This is a genomic window from Amycolatopsis lexingtonensis (genome assembly GCF_014873755.1).
GTDB classification, from domain to species: Bacteria; Actinomycetota; Actinomycetes; order Mycobacteriales; family Pseudonocardiaceae; genus Amycolatopsis; species Amycolatopsis lexingtonensis.
On the sequence record NZ_JADBEG010000001.1, the window covers coordinates 9,847,419 to 9,862,500 of the forward strand.

The window sequence follows — 15,082 nt, forward strand, 5'->3', positions numbered from 1 at the left end:
ACGCCGTGGAAAGCGTTGTCCGGGCTGCCGTCGTTCCGCTCGGTGACATCGCCGAACACCGCGAAGTCGTACAGCTTGATGTTGCCGGACGCGCTGCCGTTGTTGAAGATGTTGTTGCCGTGCAACACGGTGTACCACGGTCCCGCGCCGCGGACGGTGGTCTGGTCGATCTGCAGCGCGGACCCGATTTCGAACCGCCCGGACGGGACCCAGACCTCGCGGCCCTGCGAACGCGCCGCCGAAAGCGCGTTGCGGAACGCCTGGGTGTCGTCCGAGGAGTCGTTGGCCGTGGCGCCGTAGTCGGTCACCGAAAGGGCGTCGGCTGGTTTCGAGCCCGCGCCGCCGACCTGCTCGAAGTCGGCGAGGTCGATGGTCGCCTGCCCGACGTCACCGGAACCGGCCTGCACCCGGACCTTCGTGCCCGCCGCCAGGTTCTGCCCGAGCAGCAGGCGCGCGTCGTCGAAGAAGTGGTGCGTCTTCGAGCCCGTGATGAAGCCGGTGTCCACATAGGTGTAACGCGACGTCACGGGCAGCGCGAGCGTGGACCCGTTGACGGACACCGAAAGCCGCCCGGACGAACCGTCGGGCAGGTTGTAGTGGACGTTGATCGAGTTCGCCGCGACGGGCAGCGTGAACTCGACGTACTGACCGGTCGTGATCCTGACCGCCTGCCGCCCGGAGGCTTCCGAGGCGATGCTGCCCTGCGTGTAATCGGGGCCGACCGCCGAGCCGTTCGTCGCCGAGCACTCGGCTTCGACGGTCCGGAACGGCACGCTCGCGCCGCCGGACGCCGTCGTCGGGCAGGTGGCCGCCGCGGCGGGCGCGGCGCCGGAGAGCACGGTCAGGCCGGACGCGGCGAGCGCGGCGGCGAGCAAAGCCGGTATGCGGGACATCGTCAGCACCTCTCAGGACGAATAGGCTTCGAGTTCGGACAGCTGCCCGGCGGGCCAGCCGGTGTTGCCGGTGAAAGTCAGGCGCAGCGTGCGCTGCGAGGTCGCTGGGAAGCTGACGGTCGCGGTGTTCCCGGACGCCGGGTCGAACGTGTAGGTCGTGGCCGCCTTGACGCCGTCGACCGAGATCGTCTGCGTCCGCGCGCCCCACGAGGCGGGCAGCTTCAGCACGAGCCGCGAAACGCTGACCGTGGCACCGAAGTCGACCGTCAGCGACTGCGGGAACGCGTTGTTCGTGCTCTCCCAATAGGAGTTCGCGTCCCCGTCGACGGCGTTGGCCGGCGGGAAGCCACCCTGCGAGCCGGACGCGCTGACGCTCTTGCGCAAGGCGAGGTTCCCGGTCGGGGTCGTGGTGGTCGGCGGCGGCGTGGTGGTCGTGCCGCCGTTGTCCGAGCCGTACACCGGCGACGGCCACGAGCCGCAGAACGTCGTCGTCCAGCCCGAGTTGCCGCCCTGGTCGGCCAGGCCGCTCATCGCGTCCGGGCCCAGGCAGTTGTAGACGCCGGCCCGCCCGATCCCGGTCGCGACGACGTTCTTCACCGACCCGGCCGGCTTCGACTGCAGCTGCCAGGCGAACGTGCCGGCGCCGCTGATCCGGACGTTCGTGAAGTGCACGTCCGTGGTGGCGCCGTCGATGAACTGGATGGCTTCGTAGTTGTTGTCCTGCAGGTCGAGGTCGGTGACGTCGACGCGGCCGGTGATCGCCGAGTCGCGGCCGTCGAACCACAGCGCGCCGACGCCGAACTGCCAGTTCGAATCGAGCACGCCGGTGCGGATCGCGGTGTTGCGCGCGACCGTCGTGGTGCCCGACAGCGGCACCGCGCTGAACCGGTTCGCGATGTGCAGGCCGCCGCCCTGGTCCTGGTTGTCGGCCACGACGTTGTCGGACACGGTGTTGTCGTGCCCGCCGTAGATCGCGATGTTGTTGGCGAGGATCGGCAGCAGCACGGTGTTGAAGGAGAACGTGTTGTGGTGGTCGGCGGCGTGCTCGGACCACATCGCCAGGCCGTCGTCGCCGGTGTTGCGCAGGAAGTTGTTCGTCACCGTCACGTTGCTGATGCCCTGGTGCAGGTTCAGCCCGTCGGCGGTCTGGTCGAGGATCCGGTTGCCGGACACGGTGAGCCCGTCGAAGGGCCCGTCGAGCCACAGCCCGACTTTCGTGTGCTGCAGCCACAGGTTCTGCACGACCGAGCCGCCGCCGAGGGCGCCACCGATGGCGTTGGACTGGTCGCAGTCGACGCGGGCGTCGACCTGGCCGATGATCGCGAAGTCGTAGAGCTTCACCGCGCTGCTGGTGCCGGGCACGGCCGGGTTGCCGGGGTAGGTAGGCGTTCCGCAGCTTTCCGGCTCGCCCTTGCCGAAGATGCCGGCGCGCGGGCCGGTGAGCACCGAGTACCACGGCCCGGCGCCGCGGATGGTCACCTGGTCGACGGTGATGTGGTGGCCGAGGGTGAAGGTGCCGGACGGGATCCAGACTTCCTTGCCCTGGCTCTTCGCAGCCGCCACGGCGGAGTCGAACGCGCCGGCGTCGTCGCTCGTGTCGCCCGCGGTGGCGCCGTAGTCGGTGACGGACACGGAGTTCGACGGCCGCGTGGTGGCGGCGCCGACCTGCTCGAAGTCCGCGAGGTCGATCGTCGCGGGGACGTCGCCCGCGTCGACCTGCAGCTTGATCTTGGTGCCCGCCGGGTACGACGTGCCGAGCAGCGCGCGGGTCTCGTCGTAGAAGTGGTGTGCGTGGCCGTCGGCGGGGTTGTTCGTGAAGGGGTACGAGCCGTAGTACCAGGCCCACTTCGACGTCAGCGCCAGGTCCCGGTTGTGCGTCCCGCCGACGTACAGCGAGATCGTGCCGGTCACCGAATCCGGGACGCTGTAGCGGAAATCGATCGAGTTCGCCGGTGCGGTGAGCGTGAACTCGACGTACTGGCCCTGGCCGGAGAGTGTCACCGCCTTCCGGCCGGAGGCTTCGCCGGCGAGGGTGCCCGCGGCGCGGTCCGGGCCGATGACCGACCCGGTGGTGGCGGCGGTTTCGGCTTCCTGTTCCACGAAGGGGACGGTGGCGCCGCGGCCGGCCGCGAGCGCCGTGCTTTCCGCGGGAGCGGCGGCGATCGTGAGTCCGGCGGCGGCGAGCACGGCGGCGGCTAACGCCCCGAACCGCGCAGCGCGGGCGCTTTTGGGCGCGCTGAAGACAGAGCTGGGAGACATGGGCGGCACTGGCCTTTCCGCAGCAGGTGGGGACCTCTGTGACCGGGATCATACGAATCCTGGACAAGAAACCGCAATAGATGAACGAACTTACGCAAGTTTGCGACAGGAAGTGACGGCTGCGCCGGATGCCCGACGTCCGCTTACACCCCGCGGAGCAGCACCGGCGCCGACCGGGCGCGCTGATAGTTTCTGGGCATGAGCCAGCGACGTGCTGACGGCAGCGCCGGGGACGCGGATTACGGCGCGATCGGTGGCGTGTACACCGATTACCGCAAGCCGGACCCGCGCATCGGCCGGTACCTCCTCGACGCGCTGGGCGACGCGCGGACCGTGCTCAACGTCGGCGCGGGCGCCGGGGCGTACGAGCCCGAAGACCGGGAAGTGACCGCGGTCGAGCCGTCGGCGTCGATGCGCGCGCAGCGGCCGCCGGGCCTGCCGCCCGCGGTGGACGCCGTCGCCGAGAAGCTGCCGTTCGGGGACCGCGCGTTCGAGGGCGCGATGAGCACGTTCAGCGTGCACCAGTGGAACGACCTCTGGGCCGGGCTGAAGGAGATGCGCCGCGTGACCCGCGGCCCGGTCGCGATCCTCACCTGCGACCCGGCGCTGCTGCGCCGGTTCTGGCTGCTCGACTACGCGCCCGAGGTGATCGAAACCGAGGCCCGGCGCTACCCGTCGGTCGACGACATCGCCGACGGCCTGGGCGGGCACACGTCGGTCATCGGCGTGCCCATCCCCAGCGACTGCACCGACGGCTTCAACGAGGCCTACTACGCGCGGCCCGAGCGGCTGCTGGACCCGGGCGCGCGGCTGTCGTGCTCGGCGTGGAGCTTCGTCGACGACCGCGTGCACCACCGCTTCGCCGCGGAACTGCAGCACGACCTCGACGACGGCACGTGGGACCGCCGCTACGGCAAGCTTCGTGAGCAGCCGACGTTCGACGGCTCGCTGGTGCTCGTGGTCTCGGACCCCACGGCGTGATGCCGCCGCCGTTCGACCCGGAGCTGGCGCCGGTCGTCGAAGAACTCCGGGCACTGCGTCCGCCACTGGCGTCGCTGGCCGACATCCCCGGCCGCCGCGAGCTGAACGCCGCGGAGCACAAGACGGTCGAGGAGCTGGCCGCCGCGTACCCGGCGTACCGGGTCTCGGAGGAGCACGCCGGGGACGTCCCGCTGCTGGTGCTGGCACCGGCGTCGAGCGCGGGCGTCCTGTACTACGTCCACGGCGGCGGCACGATCGTCGGCAGCCACCTCGGCGCGGACGTGCCGAACCTGCTGGACTGGGCGGGCGAGCTGAACCTGACGATCGTCTCGCCGGGCTACCGGCTGGCGCCCGAGCACCCGTACCCGGCGCCGGTCGAGGACTGCTACGCCGGTCTCCGGTGGACCGCCGAGCACGTCCCGGGCCGGCTGCTGATCGGCGGGATCAGCGCGGGCGGCGGCCTCGCGGCGGCCACGGCGCTGCTGGCCCGCGACCGCGGCGGCCCGGCCCTCGCGGGCCAGCTGCTGCTCTGCCCGATGCTGGACGACCGCAACGACACCCCGTCGGCGCTCGACCTCGACGGTCGCGGCCTGTGGGACCGCACGGCCAACAACGTCGGCTGGACCGCTTACCTCGGCGACCTTCGCGGCACCGCCGACGTCCCGCCGTACGCGGCCGCGGCCCGCGCGGCGGACCTTTCCGGCCTGCCACCGGCGTTCCTGGACGTCGGCACGGCGGAGACGTTCCGCGACGAGGTGGTGGCGTACGCGTCCCGGCTCTGGCAGGCGGGCGGCGAGGCCGAGTTGCACGTGTGGCCGGGCGGCTTCCACGGCTTCGACTCGCTGGTCCCGAAAGCGCGCATCAGCCGGGCGGCGCGGGCCGCCCGGCTGACGTGGTTGCGCCGCCTACTCGGCCAGTAGCTCCTGCAGCTCCCGCACCGCGACCGACTCAAACGCCCCAATGTGGCGTTCGGTGCGTCAGATGCACCCAACGCCACATTGGGGCGCTCGGCTGCTCGGCCAGTTGTTCCTGCAGTTCGCGCACCACGATCGCCCCTGGCTCGTGGCGCGACCTCGGCTCGTGCGCCCCAATGTGGCCTTCGGTGCGTCTCGCGCACCCAAGGCGGCCTTCGGTGCGTCGGACGCAACCAAGGCCGCCTTGGGGCGCTCGGCTACTCGGCCAGTAGCTCCTGCAGCTCCCGCACCGCGACCGCCAGTTCGTCGGCGAAGCGGTGCATCTCCGCCGAGACGTGCTTCGGCGTGCTCAGGTAGATGTTCCAGCGGTCCGGCAGCAGCACGTACGCGATGCCGATGCACTGCGGGCTCGTCGAGCCGAACCCGAAGTACTGGATGTTGACCGACGGCGCCGAGCTGGTGCTCAGGTAGTCGTCGCGCATCTTGAGCCAGCCCGGCGACGAATAGAGCGCCGGCTCCGAAGTGTCCCCGCGGCGTTTCCCGATCAGCTGCAGCTCCCACAGGTGCTGCTCGGGCGCGTCCCCGGCCTGGCACTCCTTCGCGCGGGCCACGTGCTTCGCCGCCGCCGCGCGGAACGCGGTGCGCTTCTCCTCGGCGGACGCCGCCGGGTCGGTCATGACGTCGGCGAAGCGCACGACCTCCGGAGTGACGACCCGCATGGCTTCGGTGCGGCCGTTCTGGAACTGCCGGGTGGCGATCGACTCGTACGTCGCCCCCGTCAGGCCCTTCGCGCGGCGGTGCGCCAGCTGGTAGGACATCTGCGCGAACGCGTCCGGCGACATCCCGAGCTCCTTGGCCCGGTTCGCCCCGAAGCCGAACGACACCGTCTGCGTCGCGGTCGCGTCCGCGTACGCCCGGAAGGCGATCCCGGCCGCCAGCGCGTCTTCGCGGAGGGAATCGGTCAGCGTGAAGTCGACCGGCTCGTAGCCCGGGATCCCCGAGGCCGGCTCGCGCTCCGCCCGCGAACCGCTCAGCAGCGCGTCGGTGAAGCCGAGGATCGTGGTGCCGTCGAGTTCGCAGTGCTCGACGTTGATCCCCGCGGTGCCGTCTTCGAACACGATCAGCGACACGGCCTTGTCGTACCAGCGGTTGTCGCCGTACAGCAGCCGGTCGGCCGCCTCGAGCGTGTCCGACGGGGCGAAGTCGTCCAGGCACAGGCAGAACAGCGCGGTCTCGATCGTCTCCAGGGAGGCCGCGTTGCCCGCGTCGATCAGCGCGGTCCGCGAAACCGCCCACTCCGCACGCGCCTTCGTCGTGAAGTGCCCGGCCGGGACTTCGGCGACGCGATCGTCCTTGAGGATCGCGCGCAGTCCTTCCGCCAGCTGCGCCGGCGAGTACGGCCGGCCGTCACCGGCGATGACGTCCATCCGGAACGGGGTGTCGTGGTGGAACACGACGATGTGCCGCTCCCGCGACGGCCCTTCCCAGCCTTCGCGGTACGGCGTGCGCGCGGTGTCCAGCACCTGGCCCGGGATGCGCGTCGCCGAGAACAGGTACTTGTGCTGCACCATCGACTGCGGCGCGCCGCGCAGCAGCACCGGCGGCACCTGCTCCTCGTCGAGCTTCAGCTTGTAGTCCACGGCGGACGCGGTCAGCTCGGCCGCGCGTTCCACCTGGCCCAGCGGAGAGTCCTGGAACAGGAAGAAGAAGTTGGCGTTGAGCGCGATCCGGTCGCGGCGGCCGAGGTAGCGGTACGGCCAGAACGTGTCGAGCCAGCTGCGCACCCCGGGCGACCGGTCGTACTCCTCGAGCGCGGCCTGCAGCCCGTGCGCGGGGCTGTCCGGCGAAAGGAACTCCGCCACGGCCGCTTCGGTTTCGGCCAGCTCGTCCGGGGTCAGCAGCGGGGCGCACCACTCGAGGAAGCGGCGGCCGCTGTCCTCCAGCGTGGGAACGGGGACGCGGGGGAGCCGCTCCTCGTTGCCGAAGGTGCGGGTGGACCATTCCGGACTGCTCACGATCATCCTTCTCAGCGGGTTTCGAGCGCGGTGGCCAAGGCGTCCGCGCCTTCGGGACGGGAAACGAACAACCGGGCGTAGAGCCATCCTTCGGACTCGAGCCCGGTGGGGTCGACGCCGGCGGCGCCGAGGGTGTCGAGGATCTGCGTCTGCTCCTCGGCGGAGGCGAACCGCCGCTGCCGGAACACCCCGCCGACTTCGGCGGTCTCGTAGCCCAGCCCGGCCAGGCTGTCGGCGACCGGGTCGTAGGAGAACATCCGCAGCACGAAGTGCGCCATCCACGGCCGCGCGCCGCGCGCGATCCGGGCGAGCGTCTTCTCGGTGACGTAGCCGACGCAGCCGGTGGAGACGACGAGGTCGACGTCGTCGAGGAGCTTCCGCTGGGTGCTGTCCGGGTCTTCGCGCTCGAGGTCGGCGTGGATCGCCTCGTCGAGGAACCCGGCGGAAAGCGCGTACTCGAGCGCGGGCGCCGACGCGTCGAGGCCGTAGAAGCGCGGGCCGCCGTCGTCGACGATCTTCGCCCGGTCCGCCTCGATCAGCGACGCGTGGTCCAGCGCGGTCACCGCCGGATCGGTGTAGTGGGCGTACAGGTCGTCCATCGTGGCGTCGCACCGCACGAGCGCCGCGTTGACCCCGTAGGAGCAGCCGACGTCGAGCACGGTCGGCTGCTGGGCGGGGTGTTCGGCGATCAGCTTCGCGAAGTAGGGCTTCGCGAGCTGCGGGATGTGGTAGTCCACGCGCCGCAGCGTGCCGAAGAACGGGCGCGGGTCGGGTGCGGTGTAGATGTGGTCGAAGGAGATCTTGCCGGTCGAGTCGAAAGGCACGGGCCAGGCTCCTGATCTCTTAGTCGAGCAGTTCGTCGCTGCGGACGGTGCGTCCGGTGACGTGTGCGGGCAGGGTCCGGCCGAACAGCTGCCTGGTCCGCTCCGCGCTGCCGATCACCCCCGGGCGCTCGCTGTAGGCGAAGATCGCGGAATGCCGCGCGATCGCGCCCTCCACCGTACTCACCCGGTGCAAGGCGAAGCGACCCTGGAAGAGCTGAAGATCGCCCGGACGTAGGTCGAGGCGCTGGACCGGATGGGTGCCGTCCTCCCGGAGCACGGCGCGGACCGCGGGGAAGTTCTCGTCCGTGGTGGACCGGATGTTGGGGCAGTATTCGAAGGTGCCGCCCGCTTCCGCGGCCTGCGTCAACATGCTGACGGTGTAGGCGTTGGTGTCGAAGTGCCACGGGTGCGCGCGGCCGGGCGCGATCACGTTGAGCGTCAGCCCGGCGAGCGGGTCGGCCAGCTCGTGCAGTTCCGGCAGGCCGAAGCAGTCGGCGACGAACCGCTGGAACAGCGGGCTGGTGTAGAGCCGGTCGATGATCGACGACGCGGGGATGCGGTCGCGGGCGACGAAGGCGTTGCCGCGTTCCATGATCGTCCGGCCGGGGTGGTCACGGGGCAGCGGCTCGTCGATCGCGGTGTTGTAGGCGTTGACCTTTTCGATCTTCGTGTAGGCGTGCGGTTCGAGTTCGGCGCACTCGGTGCGCAGGACCTCCCGCAGTTCCGGCCGGATGAAGTCGGCGAGGACGCTGCAGCCGACTTCGGCCAGGTCCGCGCGCGTGCGGTCGACGGCTGCCCGCCAGGCAGCGCTTCCCGGCTCGGTGAGCGGGTAGCGCTCGGTGTCGACCATGCCCAAGGTATCCACGGAGGTGCTCAACGAAGTCCCTTTCGGCAGGTGAAGCTTCGGTGCTTGCCCTGGTCGTGAAAGGAAAGAGTTAGCACAGATCGTCACCGCTCACCCGTGCGTTTGTGAGCGGTGACACAAGGTCATCAGTTGCCGATTTCGGTGGCCCACGAACTGAGCGTGACGGTGTCCGTGGTGCCCAGGTCGGTGTCGAGAGGCTGCTTTTGCTCATGTTCGCCGGGAACCGGCACCACCGAAATCGCCGCGCCCGTGCGCGTGTCGCCGGAGGTGACGGTGGCCGACCAGGCGAGCACGGCCACGACCTTCGCGCCCGGTTGGACGGTCAGGTCCTGCGGGCCGAGGTCCCGCGCGAAGTACGAAGTCCCGTGCTCGACCTTGACATCCAGCGGCGTTCCGTCGCCCGCCAGGACTTTCAGGTCCGGGTAGCCGGTGACCTTTCGCGGCCGGGTGTCCAGGTTGGTCAGCGTCAGCACGCTGGCGCGGTGGCCGAGCCCGGCTTCCACCGGTCCGACCGAAAGGGACAGCCCGCTCGACGGCGGCGGCGCGTAGGTCGGGCTCGGCGTCACCGTGGGCACGGGCGGCGGTGGTGGTGCCGGACTGTCACAGCCCGCCAAGAGCGCGACGAGCAAAAGCGGCACGATGCGAGAAACCCCCATGGGGCCGAAGGTTAGCGCGGCGGGGGCGGCTGGTCGCGGGAGCGTCGCGAATGACTCATTCGCGGCTCCGGCGGTCTCGAATGAGTCATTCGCGACCTGGTGCGGTCCGACCGAGCCGGCGGCGGCCCGCGCCCCACCGGCTCCGCGGTGTCTTGAATGAGTCATTCAGGACCTCCGGTGACCTGAATGACTCATTCAAGACGTCGGCAGACCTACCTCACGGGGTCAGCAGCGGCAGCAGCGGCTTGCGCACCGCCGTCGCGACGCCGTCCGAAGCCGCCGCCGCGGCGAGCCGCTCGGCCGACGGCCGTCCGTAGCCCGTCGTGCGCTGCACGAGGGGGCGGCCCAGTGGTTCGACCATCGCGCGCATGTCGCTGATCGTCTTGTACGACCCGTTCGACGCACCCGCCATCCGGCTGATCGTCTCCTCCATCAGCGTGCCGCCGATGTCGTTGACGCCGCCCTGCAGCACCGCGCGGCTGCCCTCTTCGCCCAGCTTCACCCAGGAGCTCTGGATGTTGTCGATCATGCCGTGCAGCAGGAGCCGGGACAGCGCGTGCACCGCGCGGTTCTCGCGCAGCGTCGTGCCGGGACGGGCGAGGCCGGCCAGGTAGATCGGCGCGCTCTGGTGGATGAACGGCAGCAGCACGAACTCGCTGAACCCGCGCCGGCCGTGCTTCTCCAGGCCTTCGCGCTGCAGCCGCGCGAGCAGCTTCAGGTGCGCGACCCAGTGCGCGGGCGTGTCGACGTGGCCGTACATCATCGTCGACGTCGTCGGCAGCCCGACCTCGTGCGCGGTCGTGACGACCTTGATCCACTCCGACGTCGGCAGCTTGCCCTTGGTGAGCACCCAGCGGACGTCGTCGTCGAGGATCTCCGCGGCCGTGCCCGGCAGGGAGTCCACACCGGCCTCTTTCGCCTTGATCAGCCAATCGCGAAGCGACAGGTTGGTCCGCGAAGCGCCGTTCACGACCTCCATCGGGCTGTAGGAGTGCAGGTGGATCTCCGGCTGACGCCGCTTGACCTCGGCCGCGAGGTCGAAGTACGCGGTGCCCGGCAGGTCCGGGTGGATGCCGCCCTGCATGCAGATCTCGGTCGCGCCCGCGGCCCACGCCTCGTCGACGCGGTCGCCGACCTGCTCCAGGGAAAGCGTGTACGCGTCGGCGTCGGTGCGACGCTGCGCGAAGGCGCAGAAGCGGCAACCCGTGTAGCAGACGTTGGTGAAGTTGATGTTCCGCGTGACGACGAACGTGATGTCGTCCCCGACGGTCTCGCGGCGCAGGTCATCAGCCAGCCGCGTGAACGCGTCCAGCTCCTTGCCGTCGGCGTGCAGGAGCGCCAGTGCGGCGTCGTCGGACAGCCCGGCCGGGTCCTTTTCCGCGCTGCGCAACGCTTCCAGGATGTCCGTGTCGAACTTCTGCGGCCCGGTCTTGATCCGGTCGCCGATCTCCTTCCAGTCCCCGTAGACGGAGTCGAAGTCGCTGCGGCGGTCCTCGGTGCGGCCGCTGGTGTCGATCTCGGTGTGCAGGTCGGTGCGGCCGGACTCCTGCCAGCCGCCGTCCGGCTCCTGCCACGGGATGCCCACCGGCATCGCGCCTTCGCGGGCCATCCCGGTGTCGTAGTCGACGAGCGCGGCGACGTGCCGGGTGATCCGCGGGTCCAGCCACGGCTCGCCGGCCTTGACGTACTCCGGGTAGATGGTGAGCCGTTCCTTGAGCTCGAAGCCGGCCTTCTCGGTGCGGCGGGCGAGCTCGTCGATCTGCGGCCACGCGCGTTCCGGGTTCACGTGGTCCGGGGTCAGCGGCGAGACGCCACCCCAGTCGTCGATGCCGGCACGGATCATCAGGTCGTACTGGCTGCCGATCAGGTTCGGCGGCGCCTGGATACGCATCTTCGGGCCGAGCACCAGCCGCGCGACGGCGATGTTCGCGGCGAGTTCTTCGAGGTCGGCGTCCGGCGTCGCGCGCATCTTCGTGTCCGGCTTGGCCCGGAAGTTCTGGACGATGACTTCCTGGATGCCGCCGTAGGTCTTGGCGATCTTGCGGATCTCGAACAGCGCGTCCGCGCGCTCCTCGAACGTCTCGCCGATGCCGATCAGGACACCGGTGGTGAACGGCACGCTGCTGCGTCCGGCGTCTTCGAGCACCCGCAACCGGACCGCTGGATCCTTGTCGGGCGAGCCGTAGTGCGGGCCGCCCTTTTCGCTCCACAGCCGGGTCGCCGTGGTCTCCAGCATCATGCCCATCGACGGCGCGACCGGCTTGAGCCGCTGGAAGTCCTGCCAGGTCAGCACGCCCGGGTTGAGGTGGGGCAGCAGGCCGGTCTCTTCGAGGACGCGGATCGCCATCGCGCGGACGTAGGAGAGCGTGTCGTCGTAGCCGTGCGCGTCCAGCCACTCGCGCGCGGCTTTCCAGCGGTCCTCGGGCCGGTCGCCGAGCGTGAAGAGGGCTTCCTTGCAGCCCATCTCCGCGCCCTTGCGGGCGATGTCGAGGACCTCGTCCGGCGAGAGGAACGGCGATTCGAGCCGGCCCGGCACCGTGACGAACGTGCAGTAGCCGCAGCGGTCGCGGCACAGCCGGGTCAGCGGGATGAACACCTTGCGGCTGTAGGTGATGATGCCGGCGCGCCCGGCCTCGGCCAGGCCCGCGTCGCGGATGCGCGACGCGTACTCGGAAAGCTTCCCCAGGTCTTCGCCGCGGGCGTGCAGCAGGACGGCCGCCTCGGCTACGTCGAGTGTCTTCCCGTCACGCGCCCGGGCGAGCGCGCGGCGCATCGCGGAGGCGGTCGGGGTGGTGGCGTCGGGTTCGGGTCCCATTCCACCCACGCTAGGACCGTCCTCGCGCGACCAGCCAGTGTGCGTTGCGCACCTGGCTGCGGTTGTACCCGGACGTGATCGTCGTCGCAGGTCAGCGCGCTCGGCGGGTTGTCGATCACCGGTGCGAGGTGTATTACCTAAAGGGTGGCATCTGTGGTCGGCAAGAAGATCGGCGGCCGGACGTACTACTACCTGGCGGAGTCCGCCCGGGTCGACGGCAAGCCCCGGGTGGTGACCCAGCGTTATCTCGGCACGGCCGACGAGATCGCCCGGGCGGTCCCGGGCGGCGAACCGGCCGCGGCGTCGCACCGGACGTACGGCGACGTCGCGGCGGTGTGGGCGACGCTGTCCCGGCTGGACTTCGTCCGCCGCGTCGACGACGTCGTGCGTTCGAAGCCGTCGCTGGGACTGATCCTGGCCGTGGCGGTGCTGCACCGCGCGACCGCGCCGGAGACGCCGATCGGCGAGTGGTGGGAAACGAGCGCGGCCGCGGACCTGGTCCGGCTGTCCACAGTGGATGGTCTGTGGCGGGCGCTGGAACGCTTGACGCCGGAGCGGATCGCGGGCATCGAGGAGACCGTTTCCACCGCCGTCCTCGAGACGCTCGACGACCACGAGGCCCTCGCCGTCGACGTCCCGCAGTTCGCCGTGTTCGCCCCCGCGGACTGCACACTGCCCTCGGCCTGCCGGGAGGTGCTCGCCGGTGTGGGGCTGCGCGTCACCCGTGACGGCGCCATCCCGCTGGCCTCGCGGCTGTACCGCCGCGACAACGCCCCGACGTTCGCCGCGCTGACCGGCGAGCTGGGCCCGGCGACGCTGGTCTTCCACGCCGGGCAGGCCGCGCAGCTCGACCTCGGTTCCCGCAGCGGGTTCGTCGGCTCGCTGCCGCTGACCGACCACCCGGAGCTGCTGACGCAGCCCGCGTCCGCCCGCAAGCGCGTCGACCCCGAGCGGTTCGCCGGGCTCACCGCGCTGGACACGCACGCGGTGGTCGACGGTGTCCGCCGCCGGGTGATCCTGACCCACTCGGCGACCCTGCACGCGGCCCAGTCCCGGGCGTTCGCCGACGAGCTGGCCACCACCACCCGCGAGCTGGACGGCCTGGCCGCGGCGCTGGCCGCCGGCACCCACCGCGGCGACCGCGCGCAGGTGCACGCCGAAATCGGCCGGGTCACGCGGGGCCGGCGCATCGAACGCGTCCTCACCGCCGTGCTCAGCGGCACCCGGCCCGGCGAGATCCGGGTGGAACGGCGGATCGACGCCGCCGCCCTGGCCCGGCTGGACGACGAGTTCTTCGGCAAGCAGGTGCTGGTCACCGACCGGGACTGGCCGGTCGGCGACGTCGTCACGGCCTACCGCGCCCGCACTCACCTCGAGTCGACGTTCCGCTGGCTGACCGGGCCCGCGCTCACCGGCCCGACCCCGCGCTGGGAGTGGACGCGCGCGCGGATCGCGGCCCACGGCCTGGTGTCGGTGCTGGCGGCGACGGTGACCCACCTGATGCGCCGCGAGGCGGACCGGGCGGGCATGAACCTGTCGGTCCGGGAGCTGCTGGACCGGCTCGCGGGCATCGGCGAGCTGGTACTGACGTACCCGTCGACCGGCGGGCGGCCGCGGACCAAGCGCCTGCTGACCGGGTCGGACCCGGAGCAGCAGGCGCTCCTCTCCTTGTTTCAGGACTCCCGGTAGATCTGCAGCGGTGAGAAGCTCTGCACCACCGGCATCAGCTCGATGACGTTGATGTTCACGTGCTTCGGCTGACTCGCTGCCCAGTAGACGGACTCGGCGACGTCGTCCGCGGTCAGCGGCGTGGTGCCCTCGTAGACCTTGTCGGCCTTGGCCGCGTCGCCGTCGAAGCGGACCTTCGAGAAGTCCGTGCCGCCGACCATGCCGGGCTCGACGTTCGTCACGCGGACGCCGGTGCCGTGCAGGTCGCTGCGCAGGTTGAGGCTGAACTGGTGGACGAACGCCTTGGTCGCGCCGTAGACGTTGCCACCGGGGTAGGGGTAGGTGCCGGCGATCGAGCCGATGTTGATGACGTGCCCGCGGCCGCGCTCGACCATGCCGGGCAGCAGCGCGCGCGTGACGTGCGCGAGGCCGCGGACGTTGGTCGCGATCATCTGGTCCCAGTCGTCGAGGTGGGCCTGGTGGGCGGGCTCGAGGCCCTTGGCCAGGCCGGCGTTGTTGACCAGGACGTCGACGTTCTTCCAGTCCTCCGGGAGGGCTTCGACGGTGGTTTTGACCGCTTCGGGGTCGCTGACGTCGAGCTTGACCGCGAGGACGGCGTCGCCGAGCTCGCCGGCCAGCTTCTCGAGCTTGTCCTCGCTGCGGGCGACGGCGATCACGCGGGCGCCCTCGGCGACGAACCGGCGCGCGATGGCGTCACCGAAGCCGGCGCTCGCGCCGGTCACGAACACGGTCTGCTGGGTCATGGGGTGAACCTTTTTCCGGTCAGGAACGCACTGAGGGCGTCGTCGAACTCGGTCTCGCGCTCCAGGTTAGGGAGGTGGCCCGCGCCCTCGACCACCACCAGGGTCGAACCGGCGATCTCCCGGTGGATCAGCTCGGCGTCGGCGACCGGCGTGAACTCGTCCTCGCTGCCGACGACGACCAGGGTCGGGACCGCGATGTGCTTCAGGGTGGGCGTGTAGTCGGGCCGCTCGGCGCGGCCCCGCAGCGCGGCCGCGGCTCCTTCCTTCGGCGCGTTGCGCATCATCTTCCGGACGTGCGCTTCGACGTCCGGCCTGGTCACGCGGGTCTGCTTCGAGATCATCCGGGGGAGCAGTTCGTCGGCGTAACGCTCCATGCCCTCTTCGGTGATCGTCGCGGCGGTGTCGTAGCGGGCTTGCCTCGCCTCCGG

At 70.8% G+C, this 15,082-nt stretch carries 11 protein-coding genes and 1 pseudogene (1 of these 12 running past the window's edge); 3 read left to right on the plus strand and 9 right to left on the minus strand.

Going from position 1 to position 15,082, the window contains the following annotated elements:
* Positions 1-155: 155 nt before the first annotated feature.
* Together H4696_RS50510 and H4696_RS45665 are read right to left on the minus strand one after the other, a co-directional pair.
* Positions 156-893, minus strand: a pseudogene (locus H4696_RS50510) (glycosyl hydrolase family 28-related protein); the annotation flags it as partial.
* 12 nt (positions 894-905) lie between these two features.
* Positions 906-3,152, minus strand: a complete 2,247-nt coding sequence (locus H4696_RS45665; protein WP_086856080.1) for a discoidin domain-containing protein — start codon at positions 3,150-3,152, stop codon at positions 906-908.
* Between the two features lie 198 nt (positions 3,153-3,350).
* Here H4696_RS45665 and H4696_RS45670 point away from each other — a divergent pair, with 198 nt between their 5' ends.
* Both H4696_RS45670 and H4696_RS45675 read left to right on the plus strand, forming a co-directional pair.
* Positions 3,351-4,133 carry a class I SAM-dependent methyltransferase gene (locus H4696_RS45670; RefSeq protein ID WP_086856079.1) on the plus strand — a complete coding sequence of 261 codons (783 nt, stop codon included), beginning with the start codon at positions 3,351-3,353 and terminating at the stop codon, positions 4,131-4,133.
* Positions 4,130-5,053 (plus strand): alpha/beta hydrolase fold domain-containing protein, encoded by a 924-nt coding sequence (locus H4696_RS45675; RefSeq protein ID WP_086856078.1) that lies wholly within the window; start codon positions 4,130-4,132, stop codon positions 5,051-5,053. Before H4696_RS45670 ends, H4696_RS45675 begins: the two co-directional genes overlap by 4 nt.
* 251 nt (positions 5,054-5,304) lie before the next feature.
* On the opposite strand, the gene H4696_RS45680 is transcribed toward H4696_RS45675, so the two are convergent.
* The 5 genes from H4696_RS45680 to H4696_RS45700 form a co-directional block, all read right to left on the minus strand.
* Positions 5,305-7,068: a choline/carnitine O-acyltransferase gene (locus H4696_RS45680; protein ID WP_169734794.1), complete on the minus strand. Its 1,764-nt coding sequence runs from the start codon at positions 7,066-7,068 to the stop codon at positions 5,305-5,307.
* Positions 7,069-7,073: 5 nt separating this feature from the next.
* Entirely contained in the window at positions 7,074-7,886 is an 813-nt protein-coding gene (locus H4696_RS45685; RefSeq protein ID WP_086856077.1) for a class I SAM-dependent methyltransferase, read from the minus strand.
* 19 nt (positions 7,887-7,905) lie between these two features.
* Positions 7,906-8,736 carry a HalD/BesD family halogenase gene (locus tag H4696_RS45690; RefSeq protein WP_169734793.1) on the minus strand — a complete coding sequence of 277 codons (831 nt, stop codon included), beginning with the start codon at positions 8,734-8,736 and terminating at the stop codon, positions 7,906-7,908.
* 140 nt (positions 8,737-8,876) lie between these two features.
* Complete coding sequence (locus H4696_RS45695; protein WP_225955996.1) at positions 8,877-9,407, minus strand: DUF4232 domain-containing protein; 531 nt, start codon at positions 9,405-9,407, stop codon at positions 8,877-8,879.
* A 217-nt stretch (positions 9,408-9,624) separates the two neighbouring features.
* On the minus strand, positions 9,625-12,222 hold the full coding sequence (locus H4696_RS45700; RefSeq protein ID WP_169734792.1) for a bifunctional FO biosynthesis protein CofGH: 2,598 nt from the start codon (positions 12,220-12,222) through the stop codon (positions 9,625-9,627).
* Between the two features lie 153 nt (positions 12,223-12,375).
* On the opposite strand from H4696_RS45700, the gene H4696_RS45705 reads away from it, so the two are divergent.
* Positions 12,376-13,911: an IS1634 family transposase gene (locus H4696_RS45705; RefSeq protein WP_086856073.1), complete on the plus strand. Its 1,536-nt coding sequence runs from the start codon at positions 12,376-12,378 to the stop codon at positions 13,909-13,911.
* On the opposite strand, the gene H4696_RS45710 is transcribed toward H4696_RS45705, so the two are convergent.
* Together H4696_RS45710 and H4696_RS45715 are read right to left on the minus strand one after the other, a co-directional pair.
* Complete coding sequence (locus H4696_RS45710; protein WP_086856072.1) at positions 13,896-14,654, minus strand: SDR family oxidoreductase; 759 nt, start codon at positions 14,652-14,654, stop codon at positions 13,896-13,898. The two genes, H4696_RS45705 and H4696_RS45710, sit on opposite strands and share 16 nt — an antisense overlap.
* Positions 14,651-15,082: the 3' portion of an alpha/beta fold hydrolase gene (locus tag H4696_RS45715; protein WP_086856071.1), read on the minus strand. 357 nt of this gene lie beyond the right edge of the window; the window shows 432 of its 789 coding nt (coding positions 358-789); the start codon falls outside the window, past its right edge; it ends in the stop codon at positions 14,651-14,653. Before H4696_RS45715 ends, H4696_RS45710 begins: the two co-directional genes overlap by 4 nt.